Here is a 21,376-nt window from a genome sequence, read left to right as displayed (position 1 = left end):
AATTAAATCAATGAGAAAAAACTTTTTATTTTTTGCTCTTTTAGCAAATGTTTTGCTATTTGCCGTTTCATGCAGTAGCAGTGAGAATGAAATAATCCAAACAGAAGAAAAAGCATCTATTTCTATTAAACTGGAAGGTCAAGACTTAGGTACGCGTGCTACAACAGCCGCTTTGCCTGAAGAAAATGCTGTGAAGAATGTCTCTGTTTATGTGTTTTTCAGCAATGGACTGCTTGAGTCTTCGGTGACGACATCAACGATTCCTGCTAATAATGAAATAGCAGTTGATGATCTGACTACCGGAGGTAAGAAAATTGCGGTAGTAGTGAATGCTCCTGCCGGTTTCCCTACTTCTCCTATATTGGAATATTCGGATTTGGAAGGTGAATTAATTGACTTAGATACTCAAACAACCTCAACTATAGGTACTAACGGGCTTCTAATGAGTGGTGAAACTACGCATACGCTGACTACCGGTGCGAATACTTTGAACATTCCTGTTTATCGGGTAGTTGCTAAAATCCAGTTGGGAAGTGTAACTGTTGCTCCTGTTACAGGTCAGACCGGAACGTTTACATTAACGTCTGTTCATATAATGAAAGCAAAGAGTACAGCTACAGTAGGTGTACCAAGTATTTTAACTTCCGGAGACCTCTATGGAGGGGTTAATCTTACTTCTGTAGACGGAAAAAATATCGTTAGTATATACCGGGATTACCTTACAAAAAGTGCTTCAGTTAGTGATAATAATACGGCTTATTTCTACGTATTTCCGAATGATGCGACTGGAACAGATGCTACATTGATGACATTAGAAGGAACATATAATGGTGAAACCGTGTATTTCCCCTTTGTAATCAATGACAGCCATACAGGTGATGGTACGTATATCGTTCGTAACACCTTCCATAAGGTGAATGTTGTGATTAATAAACCGGCAGCTGGTGCTACGCACCCTGAAGAATTTGTAGATCCGGCTACCTTAACAGTAACAATTGAACCTCAGGACTGGGAAACAGTTCCTGAACAAGGCGTAAAATGGTAAAAAAGACTATTTTCCAAACATATTCAGCACACAATATATTCCTTTGGTTTATATTGTGTGTGTTTGCCATATCCTGCTCGACTGAAGAAATGCTTAATCCGCCTTCAGTAGTAGCAGGAGATGGTGAAAATATGTCCTTAAAGCTGACAATCAATACTCCTCCAACGGTTCTGCCTAAGGGGGCTACCAAATCACAAACAGCCGAAGAAGCAAGTATCAATGAAATCCGGATTTTGGTGTTTCGGAACGATACCTATATCTATTCGGCAGAGGGGTCTATTCTAGACCACACGGCAACATCTACCACTTTTGATGCGGAGTTGAAAACCTCGTCGTCGCCTATTGTACTTTTTCTGTTAGCAAACAGTAATCAGGCTATAGATGCCGCCAATATAGCAGCAGGTGATAGCAAAAGTGAGGTAAAAGCCAAAATACAACATGCCTTTACGGTAAGCGGAATATCTTCTCCGTTTCCCATGTTTGGCGAATATGAATTGCCATCGTTAGATACATTCAATAACAACGAGATAAGCGGAATTAAGATGCTTCGCTCCGTAGCCCGGGCGGATATTCTTGTTGCGGATGATGTCACGAATTTTGAAATGGTAAGTGTACAGCTTTATCGTGCGAATAATAAGATGCAAATTATTCCGAATAACATGACAGATGCGGCTGTAACCTCACCCTCCATACCAGGCAATAGCAGTGGGAGTATCATTACTTCCGAAATATCGGTAAGCGGTAATGTCTCTCAGTCACAGCTTTATGTTCCGGAGTCGAGCGCTCCGGATGAAAGTGAGAAGGATTCAAAGGCAACATGTATTATTGTTGGCGGAAAGTATGCAAACGGAGAGGTTACGTACTATCGGATAGATTTCAATTTAGGGATGTCCGGACATCCGTTCGGACAGATATTGAGGAATCATAAATATATTTTCAATATATTAAAGGTGGGGATGCCGGGTAAAAAAACGCCTGAAGAAGCAGCCAAAGCACCTTCTGTAGGTATCATTTCCGAAGTTCAGACCTGGGATGAGAACTCTACCGACATGTATTTTGACGGGGAACACTACATTGGGGTTTCCGCACGCACGGTGTTACTCAAGTCATGGGCCGGTTCAACTAGTGAAATCTCCGTAAACACAGATGTCAGTGATTATACCATACAGTGGTCTGATGAGAATGGGAATTTACTTGGAGTTGCATCGGAGACGTCTATTCAGAATACCAATTATCTTGTTCAACTAAGAGAAAATAAGACACTTATACATGTGGAGGCCCTAACCCGTAATGGCAATCATGGGGAGAGGAATGATTATTTTACCATTCAGGCCGGGCAATGGAAAGTTGTAATCAAGATTGCACAACTTGGCTATGCTGCGACTCTGGAAGAGGTTGTGAGGGTATTGTCTTTCACCAATGTAGGTGATTTAGGTACCGGGTATTCTTCGGATGGTACATTGAATGCAAGTGGCGCGGCTATGCGACAGATCTTGAATTATTACTTTTACCCTGCAAGCCTTATAGATATGGGTGGATATAGTTTCAATGAGATGGCTCAAACTGTGATTAGCGGCTCAAATACATTAGCAGCTAATATTATGGCGGATTATGATGTGATGTTCTATACCTATGACAGCAAACCGAGTACTGGAACGATAGTCAATACGCTTCAATGGTTAAACAACAAGAAAAACAGAGTGTTGATCGTTGCGGCAGACTGGACCGGTACCAATATCAACCTCTTATCAGCCTTAGGGGATACCTGGGACTGGATCTATAAAGATGATGGAGGAAACTTCAAATTTGTAGAACCAACAGAAGCGAACAGCATATTTACCCAGACAGGTCCTTTCGGCGGCGTATCTTCTTCCTCTGTATTTGGACGGACGGATGCCTATTGGGGACGAACATTGAACTATTCTGAGTATGTTATTCCTTTGCTTACCAGTTCGTATGACGGAGGAATGGTATTAGGCGTAAATAAGAAAAGACGGATTGTTTATATAGGTGATTGTAACCTGTTTACCACTACCGGAGCGAATTATTTAACGGGTGCCGGAAACTTGAGCAAAGATCAGGACTATTTAATGGGTAACCTGTGGGCCTGGATTACAGATGTCGTTTTATCAGGGAGATAATTTAGAGAGTTTATAGATGATTTTTGAGAATAAATGACGAAAAGATCTGGAAACCAGAGGCTCATCGGTTAGCAAATCCTGACGGAATTCACGCAGAATCAGCCAGTCGGCTTGGCTTACCCAATGCCGGAAATGAAGGTTTGGTGTATGTTTCTCGGATAATTCCAGTAATTTGTCTAGATTGAAATAGTCGGCCACCATACCGGCTCCCGACAAAGACGCATCATGCGCATTGCAAGCCTGTTCTATATGGGTAGGAACCATTAGGACAGGCTTGTTCATATACATGGCTTCGCAAACCGATTCAAAACCTGCCGTTGTAGCATAGGCTTTAGCTCCGGACATATACTTTACGAACAAACTGTCATCCAGCAAGTGGAATGTCAGCTTGTCGTTTATCTTTGTTTCTTTATTCACGTCCTTTTTATCCCAAAAAAAGTGCATCTTCACATCCGGATGCTCTTTGTGCCAGGCTTTTACTTCTTCGCTAAAACCGCTATTTAGCATGTAGCCGTGCAGGTAGTCTCCTGTTGAAATTTCGGCATCTATCACCTCTCGCCTGATCAAAGGAGGTACAACTACGATCTTCTTTTGAGGAACTTCATCCATTTTCCGGAACGATAAAGCCAGCTTTTTACTGGATCCCCAAGTGGTGATCCGGGTATAGAACATCATCATGGCTAAGGATACCGGGTTGGCTTTCGGGAACGTAAATTCAGGGTGAAGGAACAGGTACTGGTGTGCTACACAAATCATAACTGCTTTCGGACGGAAAAGCAGGTAGGTCAGACCGGTAAGCATTTCGTAAAAATTGACTACAACTTCCGCTTCCGTTTCTTTAATCATCCGGTTGATATAGTGTAGGCTACCTATGTATTTATAGGCAAGCGCCAGGTTATAGGCAACGGATTTGTATATGTTAATCTGTTTGTTCTTAGCCGTAGGGAGAAAATTAGGACTTTCAAATGTATAGACCGGAATGTTTATCTTTTCGGTAAAGAAATCCGGAAGGTTGCGTGCAGGGCTCTTACCTACCATTGCACCTACAACTTGATGTCCATCACTGGTGAGTTTCTGGTGAAGAGACAAGGCCTGAGTCAGGTGTCCTCTCCCTTCTCCCTGGATGATAAAGAGTATTTTCATATGTAAGCATTTATATGATAATACACAGATATGACACAAAGCTATCAATATAATCTTACAATTCGAGAACATTTGTGTTAAAAAAATAGAGACAAGGCAATGCCCTGTCTCTATCATAAAAATGTATGAAGGTAATATGATTAATCTTCTTCCTGGCTTTCTGCGTATGCTTTGAGCAGCTTGTCCTGTACATCGGTAGGCACAAGTTCGTAAGCAGCAAACTTCATGGTGAAAGAAGCGCGTCCTCCGGTAATAGAACTTAATGAAGTAGAATAGGAAGACATCTCTTTCAAAGGAACTTTGGCCGATAGTTTTTCATATCCCTTTTCACTGTTCATACCCATGATAACGGCGCGACGTCCTTGCAGATCACTCATTACATCTCCCAGATAGTCGGCAGGAACGGATACTTCTACATCGTAGATTGGTTCCAGAATCTTAGGACCAGCTTCTTTAAATGCCGTACTGAACGCATTACGTCCGGCAAGCATAAAGGAAATTTCATTACTGTCTACCGGGTGCATCTTACCGTCATATACGATTACGCGTACGTCACGGGCATATGAACCGGTCAACGGACCTTGCTCCATACGTGCCATGATACCTTTCAAGATGGCCGGAAGGAAGCGGGTGTCGATAGAACCTCCCACGATAGAGTTGATAAATACCAACTTACCTCCCCATTCCAAGTCAATGGTCTGCGTGTCACGTACAGATATCTTATATTCCTGTCCACCGAATTTATATACTTCAGGGGTAGGAACGCCTTCGTGATAGGGCTCTACAATCATGTGTACCTCACCAAACTGGCCGGCACCTCCGGATTGTTTCTTGTGGCGATAGTCGGCACGTGAAGCTTTGGTGATGGTTTCACGATAAGGTATCTTCGGCTCCAGGAACTCGATTGCTAACTTTTCGTTATTCTCCAATCTCCATTTCAAGGTGCGGAGGTGAAACTCTCCTTGTCCTGAAACGATGGTTTGCTTCAGTTCTTTTGATTGTTCAACAAGCCAGGTTGGGTCTTCTTCGCGCATGCGGTTTAATAATTCTCCCAACTTTTCAGCGTCAGACTCGTTCACCGGTTTGATGGCCCGGCGGTATTTAGGATTCGGGTATTTGATAAAGTCGAACTTATAGTCGGCTCCTTTGCCGTTGAGGGTATTACCCCGGCGTAAATCTTTCAGCTTTACCGTAGCACCGATGTCGCCGGCTACCATTTCGGGTACCTGGTTCCGATTCTGTCCGGAAACGGAAAATAGCTGAGCGATACGTTCTTTAGAACCACGGTCTGCATTCAGCAAGTCGTCACCTTCTTTTACTTTTCCTGATATCACTTTAAAATAGGAAACCTGTCCGATATGAGATTCAATCGTCGTTTTGAAGAAGAACAGACTGGTTGGTCCGTTAGGATCCGGAGCAATATCTTGTCCGTCTATAGTTTTTACATGAGGCATTTTATCAACAGTAGGAACTACATTGCCAAGGAATTCCAAGGTACGGCGTACGCACATATCCTTTTCTGCACACACACAGAATACCGGAAACATACTACGTTGTATCAATCCGGCACTGATTCCGGTACGCATATCGTCTTCACTCAGGGTTCCTTCTTCAAAGAACTTTTCCATCAGTGCGTCATCATTCTCAGCAGCAGCTTCTACCAATGTGGCATGTAGCTCGGTTGCTTTATCTATTTCCTCAGCCGGGATGTCCAGTACTTCAGGAACGCCACCTTCGGGTTTCCAGCGATACATCTTCATTTTCAATACATCAACTACGGCATTAAAGCCTGCTCCTGTGCTGATTGGATATTGAATCTGAACCGCTTTGCTACCATAGCTTTCTTTCAACTGGGTAATAGTTCCGTCATAATCTGCTTTATCCTGGTCTAACTGATTGATGATGAAAATAACTGGTTTGTTGAACTGCTCTGTGTAGCGGAACTGGTTGATCGTTCCAACCTCTACTCCGTACTGTGCATTGATTACCATCAGGGCTGTGTCTGTAACATTCAGTGCAGATACAGCTCCGCCGATAAAGTCGTCGGATCCCGGACAGTCAATAAAATTCAATTTTCTATTCTGCCATTCCACACTAAAAACGGTTGAGAACACTGAGTATCCATACTCTTTCTCAACCGGGAAATAGTCGCTCACCGTATTTCCTCCGTCAACAGTGCCGCGACGTTTTATAACTCCACCCTCGTAAAGCATAGCTTCAGCGAGAGTGGTTTTCCCAGAGCCCGAACTACCCAAGATGGCGATGTTCTTAATTTCATTTGCTTGATAAACCTTCATGATATCAGGATTTTTAATGTGTTTATAAATAAGGATTATTCCTGTTTTTCAAAAGTTCGCAAATTATGGAATGTGGATGAGAAAAGCAATTAAAGACAGCCTGTTACAGAACATAGCTGTTTAGCATGTTTCAAATATCTTTTATCTTTAAAGGGTTAAAGGAGGTATGTGTGTCATATACATCCGCACCTTCTATTTTCTTGATATATTTTACAACCCGGATCGTAACAGGTAATACAAAAATTTCGTACAAGGATTTCAAAACGGTTTGTGCAATGATCATGACGATCAACTCTCGCGTGGGCATCAGCCCCCAGAAGGCAATAGGGAAGAAGATAAGCGAGTCGGCACTTTCGCCTACAACCGTAGAGACAATGGCGCGTAAAGAGAAGTTTTTCCCTTTGGAAGCGATCTTCATCTTGCTCATGATATAGGCATTGAGGAATGAGCCTGTAAGGAAAGCGATAAAGCTTCCGGCCACGATACGGGGCGCCAGTCCGAATACAAAGTTAAATCCTGCTTCTCCTTCCCAAAAGGGAGCTCCGGGAAGCAATATGGCCAGTTGGGAAAAGAAAACGACGAGGAAGTTGGACGCAAAGCCGCTCCAGATGATCAACCGGGCTTTCTTATAGCCATACACTTCTGCAATGCAATCGTTTATAATATACGAGATGGGAAAAACAATCAATCCGGCAGCTACGGTGATGCCAAATACCTGGATGACTTTCGTTTCTAAAAGATTGGCTGCTATGAGGCATACATTAAACAAAATGCCGAGCAGCATAAAAGGAATACTTACTGTTTTTTGCATATTTTCTTGTTTTTTACGTGGTTGTACAAGCACACGGAATTAATTTCACTACAAAGATACGCAATCCTTATAAAAAAACAATAAATACCCTTATCGTAACGTTTTCCATACTAACACCAGTGTAAAATCTATTATGGAAACAAATAAAAAGCAGTACGACAACTTCTTTTACGAAGGGAACAGATGTAAGAAAAAGACTGATAGCGTAGATATTGTCTTAACTGAAGCCTTTAAAGTATTACCCCAAATAAATTCGGTCGTTGATTTCGGTTGTGCTACCGGAACATGGCTTGCATCCTTACAGAAATATGGCGTGAAAGAGATTAAAGGCTTAGATGGCTCATGGGTAAAAAAGGATCTGTTAGTTATTCCTCCCGAATGTTTTGTTGAAGCAGATTTTGATAAAGAAATAGTACTTGATAAGAAATATGATTTAGCTATTTCGATTGAAGTGGCTGAACATTTGTTGGAAAAATCAGCAAAAGGATTTGTTAAGGCACTTACGGATGCGTCGGATATTATTTTGTTTTCGGCTGCTATACCGTTTCAGGGAGGAGACAATCACGTAAATGAGCAATGGCCTGCGTACTGGAACAAGCTATTTAATGAAAATGGCTTTATAGCAGTAGATTGCCTGAGGAAATATTTGTGGGATAAGATGGATGTGTTGGATTTTCACCGGCAAAACATCCTGTTGTATGTCCGCAAGGATAAAAAAGAGGAAATAAAAGCTCCGGAAGGTGATTTCTGCATAGATTACGCCCCAATACCCATGGTAGATCATGTACGATACCTCAAGATGATAAAAAACGATTTGTCTCAAATGTCTTTGTTCCGGATAATTATAAATGCAAATAAATGGATGATTGTAAGATTGCTGGGAAAAGAATTCTGTAAATCCGTTTATTATAAGTATTTTAAGAAGTCGGATTTCTGATTTAGTAGTATATTTTTCAGCGGCTCACAAAGGTGAGCCGAGCTGGTCACCCCCGTGATCCGCCCGGTTCACCTTTGTGAGCCATGTCGCTCACCTTTGTGAACCGATCAATAAATCGGTATGAAAGTACGAAATATCTGGTTTATTTAGCTTGTTTAAAGGCTTTTCCAAGCATTTCTATGATGTCTCCGGCTATCAGACTTTCTTCAGAACAGTGAGGATTGGTCGTTACGGCCAGATCGCCTGCTGTACTATGAATGAATACTCCTAAGGCAGCAGCTGTATCAGGCTTGTATCCTTGTGCCAGCAAACCGGTGAGGATGCCTGTCAATACGTCGCCACTTCCGGCTGTTGCCATACCCGGATTGCCGCTGTTGTTGAAATAGATATTTCCATTAGGCGTACAAATAGCAGTGTGAGCACCTTTCAGAATGATGAAAAATTCGTGTTTTTTCGCAAATTCCTGTGCTTTCATCAGGCGTTCGTAGCCGCAGTTGCTTTCGCCTGCTAAGCGGTCGAATTCTTTGGGGTGGGGTGTAAGGATACTGCGCCGGGGGATAGCCTTCAGCAGGTTGTCGTCCATAGCAATCAGGTTGATGGCGTCGGCATCTATTACCATCCGGGCGTCTGTTCCCGAAAATAGCTGTTGCAATACCTCTGCCGTATCAGGCTGTTTACCTAAACCGGGGCCAACTCCAATAGCCGAATAGGCAGTCAAGTTCGGCAGAGATGTAATATATTCGTGATGTGTATCAAGACTCACCATGGCTTCCGGAAAGGATGTTTGCAGGATCTGTTCGCCACATTGCGGGATATGAGCAGTTACTAATCCTGCACCGCTTCGCAGACAGGCTTTCGATGCCAGCACAGAGGCTCCCATCTTCCCCCGGCTTCCGGCAATCATCAATGCATGACCGAATATGCCTTTGTGGGCAAACTTATCACGCAGAGCCAGTACCATGCTGATATCTTCTTCGGTTATCAGCCGGTAAGGACTTGGAGTCCTTTCTATAATAGCAGGATGTATCCCGATGTCCAGTATCTTCCATTCGCCAACATAAGGAGCATTCTCAGGAAAAAGGAAAGCCAGCTTAGGAAAACCGAATGACAAGGTCAGTTCCGCACGTATAATAGCTTCCGGATTGTTTTCACGATTATCTTCTCCCATCAAGCCCGAAGGAATATCTATAGCCACCACAGAAGCATCGGAATCATTTATATGATCAACTACAGCGGCAAAGCCTCCGGAGAGCGGACGGTTTAAACCTGAGCCGAATAAACCATCTATCACTACATCATGATGGCTCAGATCGGGGGCTTTGAATTGGGTAGTAACATCATGAAAGGAGTCGTCCTTGATCATTTCTCGGAGTTGTTGTCTGTTCTCTTCACATTCCGGAGAAAGTTGATTCGTAGGGTTGAAGAGGTAGGTAACAACGTTATATGATTCATCCTTCAGTAAGCGGGCAATCGCCAGGGCATCGGCTCCATTATTCCCCTGTCCTGCAAATACCACAACACGTTTCTGTCTAGAATATCGCCGGATAAATTCGTGTACAAATGCCGTTGCGGCGCGTTCTACTAAATCAATAGAGAGGATCGGTTCATGCTGTATTGTATATTGATCCAGTTCTTTTACCTTTTCTGTCGTGAATATTTTAATCATCTGGCTATGTGTTTTAATAAATCAACAGACAAAGGTATATATTATTTATCTTTAATAGAGTCTGGTCTTTGTGCTTCCTTGAAAAAGTGCTAAATTTGCACCTTAATTTATATTATTTAGGAAAGAAGAGCATGAACAGCATTCAGCTGAAAGATAAAGAATTTGAATTGTATATCCCTGAGAGGGAGATCAAAGGAGCGATAGAAAGGGTTGCCCGGGAAATAGAAAGAGATGTAGCGGGCACGAATCCGTTGTTTGTGGGGATATTGAATGGAGCTTTTATGTTCATAGCCGATTTAATGTACTATCTGAATGGTCCGTACGAACTAACTTTTGCCCGGTATGCGTCTTATCACGGAACGGGTTCTACTGGCGAACTGAAGGAAATTATGCCAATAAAGTCGGACATAAAAGGACGTTCTCTGATCTTACTCGAAGATATTATCGATAGCGGGTTTACTATGAAATGTGTCATGCAGAAGTTGAAAAACGAAGGTGTTGCAGATATAAAGCTGGCAACGATGTTGTGGAAACCGGATGCCATGCAGTATGATATTAAACCGGATTATGTGGGACTGGAGATCTCGAATGATTTCATTGTTGGCTATGGACTTGATTATGATGAGCTGGGACGCGCGTATCGCGATATCTATAAGATCAAAGAAGATAACCATAAATAATACAAGATATGCTAAATGTAGTAATTTTCGGCGCTCCCGGATCAGGGAAAGGAACGCAAAGTGAATTGATTATCAAAGAATTTGGCCTGGATCATATCTCTACCGGAGATGTTTTGCGGGCGGAAATCAAGAATGAAACGGAACTTGGGAAGATTGCCAGTGGGTATATAGAGAAAGGGCAACTGGTTCCCGACAAGCTTATTATCGATATACTGGCCAAGGTGTTGGATAGTAAGAAAGAATCAAAGGGAGTTATCTTTGATGGCTTTCCCCGTACCATTCCACAGGCTGAAGCTTTGAAAAAGATGCTCAATGAGCGTGGCACAGACGTTACGGTAATGATTAATTTGCACGTAGACGAGGATGAGTTAGTAGATCGCCTGCTGGAACGTGGCAAGAAATCAGGCCGTTCGGACGATAACATAGATACAATCAAATCGCGCCTGGATGTATACCATACGCAAACAGCTCCTTTGGCCGATTACTACATAAAAGAAGGTAAGCACCATGCCGTAAAAGGTGTTGGCACGATCGAAGGTATATTCGACCTGATAAGAGAAAAAATAAACGAATTGATATAAGCAGCACGCAGCACGCAGCACGCAGCACGGCTTTTTCAATAGATTCTCCGTTCTGCGTGTTCCCTGTTTCGTTCTGCCTAAATAAAAGAAAATGGCAGAATCAAATTTTGTAGATTATGTGAAGATATATTGTCGCTCGGGTAAGGGCGGAAGAGGGTCTACCCATTTCCGTCGGGAGAAGTATATCCCCAAAGGCGGACCGGATGGCGGTAACGGAGGGAAAGGTGGCAGTGTTTATCTGCGTGGAAACCGAAATTACTGGACATTGCTTCACCTGAAATTTGAGCGCCATATCTTTGCGACAAATGGTGAAGGCGGCAGTGCAAAACGAAGCTCTGGGAAAGATGGTGAAGACCGCGTGATAGAAGTACCCTGCGGAACAGTAGTCTACGATGCCGATACCGGTGAATACCTGTGCGACGTTACGGATGACGGACAGGAAGTGCTCTTGCTAAGCGGAGGACGCGGAGGACTAGGCAACTGGAACTTTAAAACGTCTACCAATCAGGCACCACGCTATGCTCAACCTGGCGAACCGGCACAGGAACGTAAAATCATTCTTCAGTTAAAACTCCTTGCCGATGTCGGTTTGGTAGGCTTCCCCAATGCAGGAAAATCCACTTTGCTGTCGGTTGTTTCGGCTGCTAAACCAAAGATTGCCAATTATCCGTTTACTACCCTGGAGCCTAATCTGGGAATCGTTAGTTATCGGGACAATCGTTCCTTTGTAATGGCTGATATCCCGGGAATTATAGAAGGAGCGAGTGAAGGGAAAGGACTTGGCTTGCGCTTTCTCAGACATATTGAGCGTAACTCCCTGTTGCTTTTTATGATCCCTGCCGATTCGGATGATATAAAGAAAGAGTATGAAATTCTGCATAACGAACTGGTGAAGTATAATCCCGAGTTGCTGACTAAAAGCAGGGTGCTGGCGATTACCAAAAGCGATATGCTGGATGACGAACTGATAGAAGCCTTGTCGGAAGAGCTACCGGAAGATGTTCCGGCTGTTTTTATATCTTCTGTCAGTGGCTTTGGTATCATGGAGTTGAAAGATCTTTTGTGGAAGGAATTAAACAAGGAAACATTCCACGAAGCCGAGCGGATTATTCATAAAAACTTAGACTTGAGTACACTATCCTTCGAGGATGACGACGATTATGTCTTTCCTGTTGATGACGACGAAGAATGGGATGACGAATATGAAGAGTATGACTGGGAGGATGAAGATCCTGAATAATAAAGAATTGGAAATGTTGCAATTCACTCATTTAGCTGAGGAATGCAACATTTCTCATTTTATATCAACTCGCCGGGGTGGTGTAAGTACTGGTAATTATGCTTCATTTAACTTAGGGGAGTATTGTGGGGACAATCCGGAATGTGTGTCTGAAAATCGTACTTTATTATCCTCGGCATTAGGACTGTCAGAAGACAGGCTGTTTGCTGCTCATCAACTACATGGAGATAAAATAGCTGTATTAGATAAGGCCTATCTTGCTCTTTCTTGTGAACAGCAACGGGAGATGCTGCATGGTGTAGATGCGTTGATAACAGCTGAGGCAAATGTATGTGTCGCTGTATCTACAGCAGATTGTGTGCCAGTGCTGCTATATGCTCCCGATAAGAAGGTCGTGGCAGCTGTTCATGCCGGCTGGCGCGGAACCGTTTTGCAGATCGTCTCAAAAACGCTTCAGTACATGAAAGAAACATTCGGTTGTGAGATTGCTCATATGAAAGCTGGCATCGGACCCTCTATTGGACTTGAGGCCTTTGAAGTGGGAGAAGAAGTGGTAGAAGCTTTCGCAGCATCAGGTTTGCCCCTCCATTCTATTATGAAAAGAAACACTCAAACCGGAAAAGCCCATATTGACCTGTGGCATGCTAATCAGTGGCAAATGCAGACAGCAGGTGTTCTTTCTGAAAATATAGAAACAGCAGGCATTTGCACCTATACTAACCAGGAGGATTTCTTTTCGGCTCGACGTTTGGGAATCGCCAGTGGACGCATGCTTACAGGAATTTTCATTCAGCATTAAAGATGATACAAATACAAATATCGGAAGAGATTAGGAAAGCTTGTCCGGACCTGCATGTCCTGGCGCTTTCTTGTGATGTAAAGAATACGCCCTCGGACCCCAAACTATGGGGGGAGATCGCCCTGATAGAAGAGGAAATCCGGAATACCTTTAAATTGGAAGAAGTAAACAAATGGCTGCCAATCAGAGCAACGCGACAAGCATATAAGACGCTGGGGAAAGACCCCAACCGCTATCGCCCGTCTGCCGAAGCCCTTTATCGCCGCATCTTACGTGATTTACCATTATATAAAATAGATACATTGGTAGATATCGTAAACCTGGTATCCCTTAAAAGCGGTTACTCCATAGGAGCCTTTGATGTAGACAAAATAGATGGCGAAAGCTTGGTGTTGGGCGTCGGAAGAGAAGGAGAACTGTATCACGGAATCGGTCGTGGCGAATTAAACATCTGCGGCTTGCCGGTGTATCGAGATAAGTCCGGAGGCATCGGTACACCCACAAGTGATGAAGAGCGAACGAAGATAGACCTTCAAACAACTCGCTTGCTAATGATTGTTAATGCATACTCGGGTGAGGATGGTCTACAGAAAACAGGCGAGTATGCAGAAGATTTGTTAAAGAAATATGTAACAGCTGCAAATCTGGGAATAAGCTTAATTAAGTGTTAAAAGGAAAAGCAAAAAGAATGTTATAAGACTGTTAATTGTCTCTAATAGTTAAAAAACAACTAAAAACATGCTAAAAAACATGTATTATTTCTTGGTTAATAGATAAATCCATACTTTTGTCTCGATTGACAAAAAAATAATCAAACATGATTGAATTAATTGGAACAAATGCCGGCCTTGTTTGGAATGCGTTGCATGAAGGCGGCAAACAAAGTGTAAAAGATTTGAAGAAAGTAACCAAAATTAAGGCAGAAAAAGATGTGTATGCTGCGTTAGGTTGGTTGGCTAAAGAAGGTAAGCTTGCTTTTGAGGAAAAAGAAGGGGACGTATTCGTTAGTCTTGTTTAAGAGAGTCAAAAACGAAAGAAATTAAGAAGGCTGTTCGTTAAATAACCGGACAGCCTTTTTTGTATCTATTCATTGATAAATTAAAATAATTAGAAAGACAGTTGTTAAATTGAAATCATTCAATTATTTTTGTCAAGAATTTGGCTTAAAATGACCGATGATCAAGAAAAATTGTTAGCTGGTTTTGAGGATAAGTTTCACGAGTTGCTGGCAAAATATAATGAGCAAGAACGTGAGATAGAAAGACTCAATGATGATTTGGAAATAAAAAATAAAGAATTGCAGCTTGCAAAACAAGAGATCTCGAAACTAGAGGCTAAATACGACTTTTTGTTAATTGCACGAAAGATTTCTGAAGATAAAGCGGAAATGAAGCATGCAAAAGAACGATTGTCGAAGTTGGTGCGGGAAGTAGATAGGTGCATTGCACTATTAAATGAATAGACGTAATGGACGATAATAAATTTCTTATACATGTAAAAATAGCTGAAAAGCCTTACGGGTTGAGGATCGAACGTAAAGACGAACAGTTGGTTCGCCATGCGGCCAGACAGATCGAGAGTAAGATGACTCAGTACCGAAGGGTTTTTTCAACTTCCGAAGTGGATGTAAAGGATTTGTTGGCCATGGTTACTCTTCAGCTTTCAATAGAGAATTTAAGACTGGAAAGAAAAAATGATACCTCTCCTTTTGCGGATAAAATCCAGCAATTGACGGATGAGTTAGAGTCATATTTGAAAGACAGCTTGTAATATATTGATATAAATCTATGGTTTCCGCACTGGCATACACGAATTTTCGTGTAATGTGAGTGCTTTTTTTATATCTAAAATATAGTTTATTAAATAATTGTAATAATGGAAATAACAATAATCATATCAATAGTAGCCTTCATAGTAGGAGGTTTGCTAGTCTGGTTCATTATGCGTTTCCTTTTTAAATCCAAGCATGACTCTATGCTTAGGGAAGCAGAAAAGGAAGCGGAAGTAATAAAGAAGAACAAGCTATTGGAGGTCAAAGAAAAATTCCTTCATTTGAAAGCTGATCTGGAGAAGCAAGTTTCGGCTCGTAACTCTAAAATACAATCAGTAGAAGCCCGTTTAAAACAGAAAGAGCTATCGGTTAATCAACGTCAGGAAGACCTTCAACGCAGAAATGCAGAAATAGACTCTATAAAAGAGAATTTGAATACGCAACTTGATTTGGTGGAGAAAAAGAAACAAGAATTGGATAAACTCCATCAAAAAGAAGTTGAACAATTGGAAATCCTCTCGGGGTTATCGGCTGATGAAGCAAAAGAACGCTTGATCGAATCACTGAAAGATGAAGCAAAATCGCAAGCTACTTCTTATATTAATGAAATAGTGGAAGAAGCTAAGATGACGGCCAATAAAGAAGCTAAGAAGATTGTTATTCAGTCTATTCAGCGAGTAGCTACAGAAACAGCCATAGAGAATTCTATTACAGTATTCCATATAGAGTCAGACGAAATAAAAGGACGTATTATCGGACGTGAAGGACGAAATATCCGGGCTTTGGAAGCTGCTACCGGGATTGAGATCATTGTAGATGACACCCCGGAGGCGATTGTGCTTTCAGGATTTGATCCTGTGCGCAGAGAAGTAGCACGTTTAGCTCTTCATCAGTTGGTGCAGGACGGACGTATTCACCCGGCACGTATTGAAGAAGTTGTGGCTAAAGTGCGTAAACAGGTAGAGGAAGAGGTTATCGAAACCGGTAAACGTACAACTATCGACTTGGGAGTGCATGGACTTCATCCTGAACTGGTACGTTTGATCGGTAAGATGAAATATCGTTCCTCCTATGGACAAAACTTGTTGCAGCATGCTCGCGAAACAGCTAATCTTTGCGCTGTTATGGCTTCAGAGCTGGGATTGAATCCCAAGAAAGCAAAAAGAGCCGGATTGTTACACGATATAGGTAAAGTTCCTGATGATGAACCGGAATTGCCACACGCTATTTTGGGGATGAAGTTATGTGAGAAATACAAAGAAAAACCAGATATCTGCAATGCCGTAGGAGCTCACCATGATGAGGTAGAAATGCAATCATTGCTGGCTCCGATTGTACAGGTATGTGATGCTATCTCGGGCGCACGTCCGGGTGCACGTCGCGAAATAGTAGAAGCCTACATCAAACGTTTGAACGATCTGGAACAACTGGCCTTGGGGTATCCCGGAGTTGTGAAAACTTATGCCATACAGGCTGGACGTGAGTTGCGTGTAATTGTTGGAGCAGACAAGATAGATGATAAAGACACCGAAAACTTGTCAAACGAAATAGCTAAAAAGATCCAGGACGAAATGACTTATCCGGGACAGGTGAAAATCACAGTTATCCGTGAGACTCGTGCTGTAAGCTACGCGAAGTAAAGAAATGTGTTATATGAAAAAGGGGGATGCCTGATATGGTATCCCCCTTTTTGTTTTATACTATCTTGTTATTCAGTTGTGTTGACCATCAAACCTGTCATCTTTTCTTTTAGAATGTCTTTGCCTTGTTTGGCAATGCTAAGGATTTCTTTTCGTGCATTTTTCAAACCGTAACGTCTGGCAGTTGTCCGATTGTAACCTTTGCTTCCTTTGAGGATGTAATACTTAGTAATGTATCCGATACGTAGTGTGAGGAGGGCAGAGATCAGTCCGTCAAAAAAGGAAGTAATGACAAAGCCCGGCACTTTAATGTTTTGCGTTAGAGGTGTCAGGTCGATGTCTTCCAGCATATCATCCGATAAGCTTGTCAGTAAGGCCGATCCAAGCACGTTGTAGTATATCCAGATCAGTTGCTTATGGGTAGGACGAAAGCCGGAGGCATACACTACCTTTTTCACCAAGCGGAAGTTGATAATCAAAAGTGTGATAAAGTCCAACTTCCCATTTTGAGACAAACCTGTAATGACAAAAGCCGTCAAAGCCTCTGTGTGTATCTGCTCATTCAGCGAATGATATCTTTTTTCTAATTCGCTAGCAACTTGTTGGATAGAGGCATCTTTCTCTCCGTAATGGCGATCGAAGAAATCCTTCAACTCATTCGTATGCTCTTTTCTTTTCTCCGGATTGGCTATGTAGTAATTATTTCTGGCTAAGGTGATTCCTAGATTATAGATTTCTTTTTCCGATAGTTGGTTTACCTCTTCTTCGTTCAAGGCCGGCATTTGAGGGGCAAAGAATACTTTCAGAAAAGGCAAGATCAGGAAAAAGAATATCAGAGCTACGATAATCCCATAAAAAACATAGTCGGCATAAGGGAATAAGGTTGCTACTTTTTCGCCGATAATGATGATATTCCCCAGTAATAAAACGCCACTAAGTACCAGGATAACAACAAGTGCCAGGATCAGATTCTTTTTCATGACTGATAAAAATTAGAGTTAATCGTGTTAAAAAGGCCCTTGATTTCGCTTAGTTTTTTTGCCATCTCTTGAAATTGAGACAATTCGTCCTTCATTTCGTTTACTGTTTCCTCATAATGAGGCGCTTTTTCTTTTTTCCGTTCTTTTATCAACTCACACAGTTTATCGATAAATAGTTGCTGGTTTTTGCTGAACGTTTCCATATAGAATTTGCTCATTTCCGGGATAATAGACAGTTGAAGCTTGCCGAGATGTTTCATATCTTGCTCGCTATATCCTATAAACATGGCTTTCCGTCCGTTTATGATGGCGCAAACATCTTTTTTATTTCGTCCGCCCGGGCGGAATACCCGGTTGATTTTGCCGCTTTCTCCATCAAAATGAAAATCAAAGACTTCATCCATGGTAACTGAAGGAAGGAAGAAAATCGGTATTTTGTTTTCTTGCATAAATTTGATCAATTCGGTATAGATCTCATTATAAGCCATCTTCATTTTGTCGTTAAACTTCATGGCAACATTATTCTTGAACTCTTCCGACTCAAGATAGTTCTTTATCACTTGTGTCGAATCAGCAGCAAATTCATCAATCTGCTTCCGGGTAGCCGAAGTACGTTCTCCATTGCTCATCACGTTTTTAGCCCGTATAGCAGCCAGGCTCTCTATTTCCCGTTCCCAGTCCCCCCGCTTATTTTCAAACAGGTTCTTAATGGCCGTTTCTATTTCATCTTTTCTTATTTCCACATTCCTGAAGCGTTGAATAAACCCATCCAGCTTATTATTAAGCCATTCCATTTTGTCTTTATCCATCGTCAGGTCCTTTTCCCGTTCGGCTATGGTGGTAAGTAGTTTGTCGATAGCATGTTCTACTTTGAAAACGCAGTTTTTTTCATGTATCAGATTCCGCTTTTCTTTAATAGTCAGAAATAACTCCTCCTCCATCTTGTCAAACTTTTCCTTTTCAGCCTGTAAGTCATCTATATAAGGATAGTTTTTTGCATCGTTTACTTTTCCCAGATTGACAGAGAAAGAGTTCAATATCTCAAATTTCTTCTCTTTAATGATATTAGTAGCAAAGTCAATTTGCTCATTTATTTGCTGTTGCTTATCTTTTTCCGGCTCCCAATAAGAGGCATCAAACACGTTATGGATCAACGAAACCGGCACTTCTCTATTTTTCTCGAGAAGCAGATTAAGGAACTCTTTGGATATCTTATTAACAGCTGAGTTAGAGCTCTGTACAAAAATGATAAAGTCGGCATGTTCGGCTATTTCCTTATAGATGGGATCGTCGAAATTGGCATAGCCACCATCCAGGCCAGGCATGTCAATAATAATTGTCTCTCCGTTGATCAGGTTTCCTCCCGGAGTGGTGATATTGGTAATCAGGGTATTGTCGAGGCGAATGTTCTCTTCGTTCATGTTGAGGCGAACGTACAAGTCTAGATTGTGCCGGTTCAGCTCATAGACTTTACAGTCTGACAGAAGTTCCGTTTCACTTTTTTCACGTAGTCCCCGTATATAATCGAGGATGGTGGTAAATGCCTCGACTTTATCTTTACCCTGTTTGAGGGTGTATTGGTAGATTTTCTCTTCCGCATCTTTGGATATGATAGAAGGACGTACCGTACATTCCAGAAAATGAGTAGGACTTACGTATTCATGCGCAAACAGGTTGACCAATGTAGACTTTCCCGACTTAACGGCTCCTACTACCAGTACAATGAATTGCTTACTGTCAAACTCCCGGTACGCTGTTTGCAATCTTTTCAGTCCAAGGGTTATTTTTTCATCTTTCTGCAGGGGCAACCAAGTCTCTATGTAAGCCTTGATTTTCTCTTTCCCTGAATGGATTAACTCTTCTTTCATAATCTTACAAATATACAAAACTAATTGAGTTTTTTATTGCAGCCATGCACTTGAAAAATCGCTGCCATGCGATTTCAAAAACGCATGGCTACAATTTGTAAAACGCATGGCTGCAATTTTTTAACACCTTGCGGACGAATAAAAAGTAAAAGAATGCTGTATTTGTTTGGATAAATAGAAAATAAACTCTACCTTTGCATTCGCAATCAGGGAAATGATTGTGCTATATCGCGGAGTGGAGCAGTGGTAGCTCGTTGGGCTCATAACCCAAAGGTCACAAGTTCGAGTCTTGTCTCCGCAACACAACATAGAAAGTCTTCAATTCTGTAAAAAGGGATTTTGAAGGCTTTTTTTATTTTTGTTAGTTATAACATTGTTGGTGGGTAAAAATAAATCTTTTTCTTTGCAAAGATAGAACAATCATAAACCCAATATAATACCTAAAAGATAATGACGTTTATAATAGTAATTGTTAGCCTGGCAATATTAATATTGCTGATTTCTTATTTTAAGGTTGATGCTTTTTTGTCTTTTCTGTTGGTTTCTGTAGGAGCCGGAATAGCTTTAGGCATACCCTTGGAGCGTTTGCCCGGATTGGTAGACGAAGGAATTGGTAATATTCTAGGTAGCCTGACATTGATTATCGTATTAGGCGCCATGCTGGGAAAATTAGTGGCCGAAAGCGGGGCTGCTAAGAAAATAGCATCTGTTATGGTCGATTTATTCGGCACAAAATATATCCAGTGGGGGTTGATGATTACAGGTTTTATAGTAGGTATTCCGCTGTTTTATGGTATAGGCTTTGTATTACTCGTTCCCTTGATTTTTTCGGTTGTCAATCAATATAAATTACCGGCTGTTTATATCGGACTCCCCATGTTGGCTGCCTTGTCGGTAACACATGGTTTCCTGCCGCCGCACCCTTCGCCGGTAGCATTGGTTTCTTTGTTTGATGCAAATCTGGGGATGACGTTGATACTGGGCTTATGTATTGCGATTCCTGCTATCATTATTGCCGGGCCTTTATTTGCCAAAACATTGAAGAATGTAAGGTCGGGGCCTGTTACCTTATTTGAACAGAAAGAAGAAAATACGGCTTATGGTTCGCCGGGGAAAGCTAATAGCTTGATAAGTGCCACACTGCCGGTTTTCTTACTTATTATAGTAACAATTATTCCTCTCGTTTTTACCAATTTGGGTAAATCGGCATCTGCTATGCTTTCGCTGGTTGGCGCACCTTCAATAGTGATGTTAATATCTTTGATTGTTGCCACTTATACCTTAGGGCTTAAGCAGGGTAGGAGCATGAAAGACATAATGGCTGTATATGTAGATGCCGTAAAGGATATAGCTATGATATTGCTGATTATAGCCGGTTCGGGTATTTTCAAACAAGTAATGGAAGAAAGCGGGGTTAGTACGCAGTTGGCTGAGGTATTCAAGCAGTTACCGATACATCCGCTTATCCTGGGATGGCTGATTACAGCTATCATACGTGTTTGTATTGGCTCTGCTACGGTAGCTGCGCTTACAGCTGCCGGTGTGATTATGCCTTTGGTAGCACAAACGGGTGTAAATCCTAATTTGATGGTTCTTTCATTAGGTGCAGGAAGTTTGTTTTTCTCCCATGTCAACGATTCGGGCTTTTGGCTCTTTAAGGAATACTTTAATTTGAGCCTGAAAGATACGTTCAGGTCATGGTCGGTGATGGAAACAATCGTTTCTGTTGTCGGATTAATAGGTGTGTTATTGTTAAGTGTTTTTATATAAACAAAAT

Annotated in this window: 19 protein-coding genes and 1 tRNA gene; 14 read left to right on the top strand and 6 right to left on the bottom strand. The window is 41.8% G+C overall.

The window, feature by feature from the left end:
• The first annotated feature begins 10 nt into the window (after positions 1-10).
• A complete protein-coding gene (locus M2470_RS11660) occupies positions 11-1,045 on the top strand; it encodes a fimbrial protein (protein ID WP_280745169.1) in 1,035 nt (344 codons plus the stop codon).
• A complete protein-coding gene (locus M2470_RS11655) occupies positions 1,039-3,186 on the top strand; it encodes a fimbrial protein (protein ID WP_280745170.1) in 2,148 nt (715 codons plus the stop codon). The genes M2470_RS11660 and M2470_RS11655 overlap by 7 nt, the downstream gene beginning before the upstream one ends.
• Here the strand turns inward: M2470_RS11655 and M2470_RS11650 are convergent.
• The 3 genes from M2470_RS11650 to M2470_RS11640 form a co-directional block, all read right to left on the bottom strand.
• Positions 3,175-4,329, bottom strand: a complete 1,155-nt coding sequence (locus tag M2470_RS11650; RefSeq protein WP_280745171.1) for a glycosyltransferase family protein — start codon at positions 4,327-4,329, stop codon at positions 3,175-3,177. The two genes, M2470_RS11655 and M2470_RS11650, sit on opposite strands and share 12 nt — an antisense overlap.
• Positions 4,330-4,469: 140 nt before the next feature.
• Positions 4,470-6,626, bottom strand: a complete 2,157-nt coding sequence (locus tag M2470_RS11645; protein WP_280745172.1) for an elongation factor G — start codon at positions 6,624-6,626, stop codon at positions 4,470-4,472.
• A 130-nt stretch (positions 6,627-6,756) separates the two neighbouring features.
• Entirely contained in the window at positions 6,757-7,437 is a 681-nt protein-coding gene (locus tag M2470_RS11640) for a queuosine precursor transporter (protein ID WP_280745173.1), read from the bottom strand.
• Positions 7,438-7,570: 133 nt separating this feature from the next.
• Between M2470_RS11640 and M2470_RS11635 the strand changes: the two genes are divergently transcribed.
• Positions 7,571-8,374, top strand: coding sequence for a methyltransferase domain-containing protein (locus M2470_RS11635; protein ID WP_280745174.1), 804 nt, complete (start codon positions 7,571-7,573; stop codon positions 8,372-8,374).
• Between the two features lie 142 nt (positions 8,375-8,516).
• Here M2470_RS11635 and M2470_RS11630 read toward each other — a convergent pair whose 3' ends face one another.
• On the bottom strand, positions 8,517-10,040 hold the full coding sequence (locus M2470_RS11630; RefSeq protein WP_280745175.1) for an NAD(P)H-hydrate dehydratase: 1,524 nt from the start codon (positions 10,038-10,040) through the stop codon (positions 8,517-8,519).
• Between the two features lie 131 nt (positions 10,041-10,171).
• On the opposite strand from M2470_RS11630, the gene M2470_RS11625 reads away from it, so the two are divergent.
• From M2470_RS11625 to rny, 9 genes are all read left to right on the top strand, one after another.
• Positions 10,172-10,720, top strand: a complete 549-nt coding sequence (locus M2470_RS11625; protein WP_280745176.1) for a phosphoribosyltransferase family protein — start codon at positions 10,172-10,174, stop codon at positions 10,718-10,720.
• 8 nt (positions 10,721-10,728) lie between these two features.
• Positions 10,729-11,301, top strand: coding sequence for an adenylate kinase (locus tag M2470_RS11620; protein ID WP_280745177.1), 573 nt, complete (start codon positions 10,729-10,731; stop codon positions 11,299-11,301).
• 91 nt (positions 11,302-11,392) lie between these two features.
• Positions 11,393-12,541 carry a GTPase ObgE gene (obgE, locus tag M2470_RS11615; RefSeq protein ID WP_280745178.1) on the top strand — a complete coding sequence of 383 codons (1,149 nt, stop codon included), beginning with the start codon at positions 11,393-11,395 and terminating at the stop codon, positions 12,539-12,541.
• Positions 12,513-13,340: a peptidoglycan editing factor PgeF gene (pgeF, locus tag M2470_RS11610; protein ID WP_280745179.1), complete on the top strand. Its 828-nt coding sequence runs from the start codon at positions 12,513-12,515 to the stop codon at positions 13,338-13,340. The genes obgE and pgeF overlap by 29 nt, the downstream gene beginning before the upstream one ends.
• A gap of 2 nt (positions 13,341-13,342) precedes the next feature.
• The gene (locus M2470_RS11605) at positions 13,343-14,011 is read left to right on the top strand and encodes a phenylalanine--tRNA ligase beta subunit-related protein (RefSeq protein ID WP_280745180.1); all 669 of its coding nucleotides are present in this window, start codon (positions 13,343-13,345) and stop codon (positions 14,009-14,011) included.
• 146 nt (positions 14,012-14,157) lie between these two features.
• Positions 14,158-14,358, top strand: coding sequence for a winged helix-turn-helix domain-containing protein (locus M2470_RS11600; RefSeq protein ID WP_280745181.1), 201 nt, complete (start codon positions 14,158-14,160; stop codon positions 14,356-14,358).
• A 150-nt stretch (positions 14,359-14,508) separates the two neighbouring features.
• The gene (locus tag M2470_RS11595) at positions 14,509-14,802 is read left to right on the top strand and encodes a hypothetical protein (RefSeq protein WP_280745182.1); all 294 of its coding nucleotides are present in this window, start codon (positions 14,509-14,511) and stop codon (positions 14,800-14,802) included.
• 5 nt (positions 14,803-14,807) lie between these two features.
• Positions 14,808-15,110 (top strand): cell division protein ZapA, encoded by a 303-nt coding sequence (locus M2470_RS11590; protein WP_280745183.1) that lies wholly within the window; start codon positions 14,808-14,810, stop codon positions 15,108-15,110.
• A 105-nt stretch (positions 15,111-15,215) separates the two neighbouring features.
• A complete protein-coding gene (gene rny / locus M2470_RS11585) occupies positions 15,216-16,751 on the top strand; it encodes a ribonuclease Y (protein WP_280745184.1) in 1,536 nt (511 codons plus the stop codon).
• Between the two features lie 68 nt (positions 16,752-16,819).
• On the opposite strand, the gene M2470_RS11580 is transcribed toward rny, so the two are convergent.
• A complete protein-coding gene (locus M2470_RS11580) occupies positions 16,820-17,731 on the bottom strand; it encodes a DUF697 domain-containing protein (RefSeq protein WP_280745185.1) in 912 nt (303 codons plus the stop codon).
• Positions 17,728-19,599, bottom strand: coding sequence for a dynamin family protein (locus M2470_RS11575; RefSeq protein ID WP_280745186.1), 1,872 nt, complete (start codon positions 19,597-19,599; stop codon positions 17,728-17,730). The genes M2470_RS11580 and M2470_RS11575 overlap by 4 nt, the downstream gene beginning before the upstream one ends.
• Before the next feature lie 229 nt (positions 19,600-19,828).
• Here M2470_RS11575 and M2470_RS11570 point away from each other — a divergent pair.
• A tRNA-Met gene (locus M2470_RS11570) sits at positions 19,829-19,900 on the top strand.
• A 149-nt stretch (positions 19,901-20,049) separates the two neighbouring features.
• Positions 20,050-21,369, top strand: a complete 1,320-nt coding sequence (locus M2470_RS11565) for a gluconate:H+ symporter (protein ID WP_280745187.1) — start codon at positions 20,050-20,052, stop codon at positions 21,367-21,369.
• Positions 21,370-21,376 lie beyond the last annotated feature (7 nt).

Origin of the sequence: Parabacteroides sp. PH5-46, assembly GCF_029892785.1 — a bacterium.
In the GTDB taxonomy this organism is placed as follows: Bacteria; Bacteroidota; Bacteroidia; order Bacteroidales; family Tannerellaceae; genus DFXE01.
The sequence above is the reverse complement of the archived record's forward strand: the minus strand, read 5'-3'. Positions and strand labels throughout refer to the sequence as shown.

Bases quoted from the DNA above. Each gene is read 5' to 3' on its own strand.
- M2470_RS11630 (WP_280745175.1), bottom strand. From the start codon at position 10,040: ATGATTAAAATATTCACGACAGAAAAGGTAAAAGAACTGGATCAATAT.
- M2470_RS11625 (WP_280745176.1), top strand. From the start codon at position 10,172: ATGAACAGCATTCAGCTGAAAGATAAAGAATTTGAATTGTATATCCCT.
- M2470_RS11595 (WP_280745182.1), top strand. From the start codon at position 14,509: ATGACCGATGATCAAGAAAAATTGTTAGCTGGTTTTGAGGATAAGTTT.
- M2470_RS11635 (WP_280745174.1), top strand. From the start codon at position 7,571: ATGGAAACAAATAAAAAGCAGTACGACAACTTCTTTTACGAAGGGAAC.
- M2470_RS11655 (WP_280745170.1), top strand. From the start codon at position 1,039: ATGGTAAAAAAGACTATTTTCCAAACATATTCAGCACACAATATATTC.
- M2470_RS11620 (WP_280745177.1), top strand. From the start codon at position 10,729: ATGCTAAATGTAGTAATTTTCGGCGCTCCCGGATCAGGGAAAGGAACG.
- rny (WP_280745184.1), top strand. From the start codon at position 15,216: ATGGAAATAACAATAATCATATCAATAGTAGCCTTCATAGTAGGAGGT.
- pgeF (WP_280745179.1), top strand. From the start codon at position 12,513: ATGACTGGGAGGATGAAGATCCTGAATAATAAAGAATTGGAAATGTTG.
- M2470_RS11650 (WP_280745171.1), bottom strand. From the start codon at position 4,329: ATGAAAATACTCTTTATCATCCAGGGAGAAGGGAGAGGACACCTGACT.
- M2470_RS11565 (WP_280745187.1), top strand. From the start codon at position 20,050: ATGACGTTTATAATAGTAATTGTTAGCCTGGCAATATTAATATTGCTG.
- obgE (WP_280745178.1), top strand. From the start codon at position 11,393: ATGGCAGAATCAAATTTTGTAGATTATGTGAAGATATATTGTCGCTCG.
- M2470_RS11605 (WP_280745180.1), top strand. From the start codon at position 13,343: ATGATACAAATACAAATATCGGAAGAGATTAGGAAAGCTTGTCCGGAC.
- M2470_RS11575 (WP_280745186.1), bottom strand. From the start codon at position 19,599: ATGAAAGAAGAGTTAATCCATTCAGGGAAAGAGAAAATCAAGGCTTAC.
- M2470_RS11660 (WP_280745169.1), top strand. From the start codon at position 11: ATGAGAAAAAACTTTTTATTTTTTGCTCTTTTAGCAAATGTTTTGCTA.
- M2470_RS11590 (WP_280745183.1), top strand. From the start codon at position 14,808: ATGGACGATAATAAATTTCTTATACATGTAAAAATAGCTGAAAAGCCT.
- M2470_RS11645 (WP_280745172.1), bottom strand. From the start codon at position 6,626: ATGAAGGTTTATCAAGCAAATGAAATTAAGAACATCGCCATCTTGGGT.
- M2470_RS11600 (WP_280745181.1), top strand. From the start codon at position 14,158: ATGATTGAATTAATTGGAACAAATGCCGGCCTTGTTTGGAATGCGTTG.
- M2470_RS11580 (WP_280745185.1), bottom strand. From the start codon at position 17,731: ATGAAAAAGAATCTGATCCTGGCACTTGTTGTTATCCTGGTACTTAGT.
- M2470_RS11640 (WP_280745173.1), bottom strand. From the start codon at position 7,437: ATGCAAAAAACAGTAAGTATTCCTTTTATGCTGCTCGGCATTTTGTTT.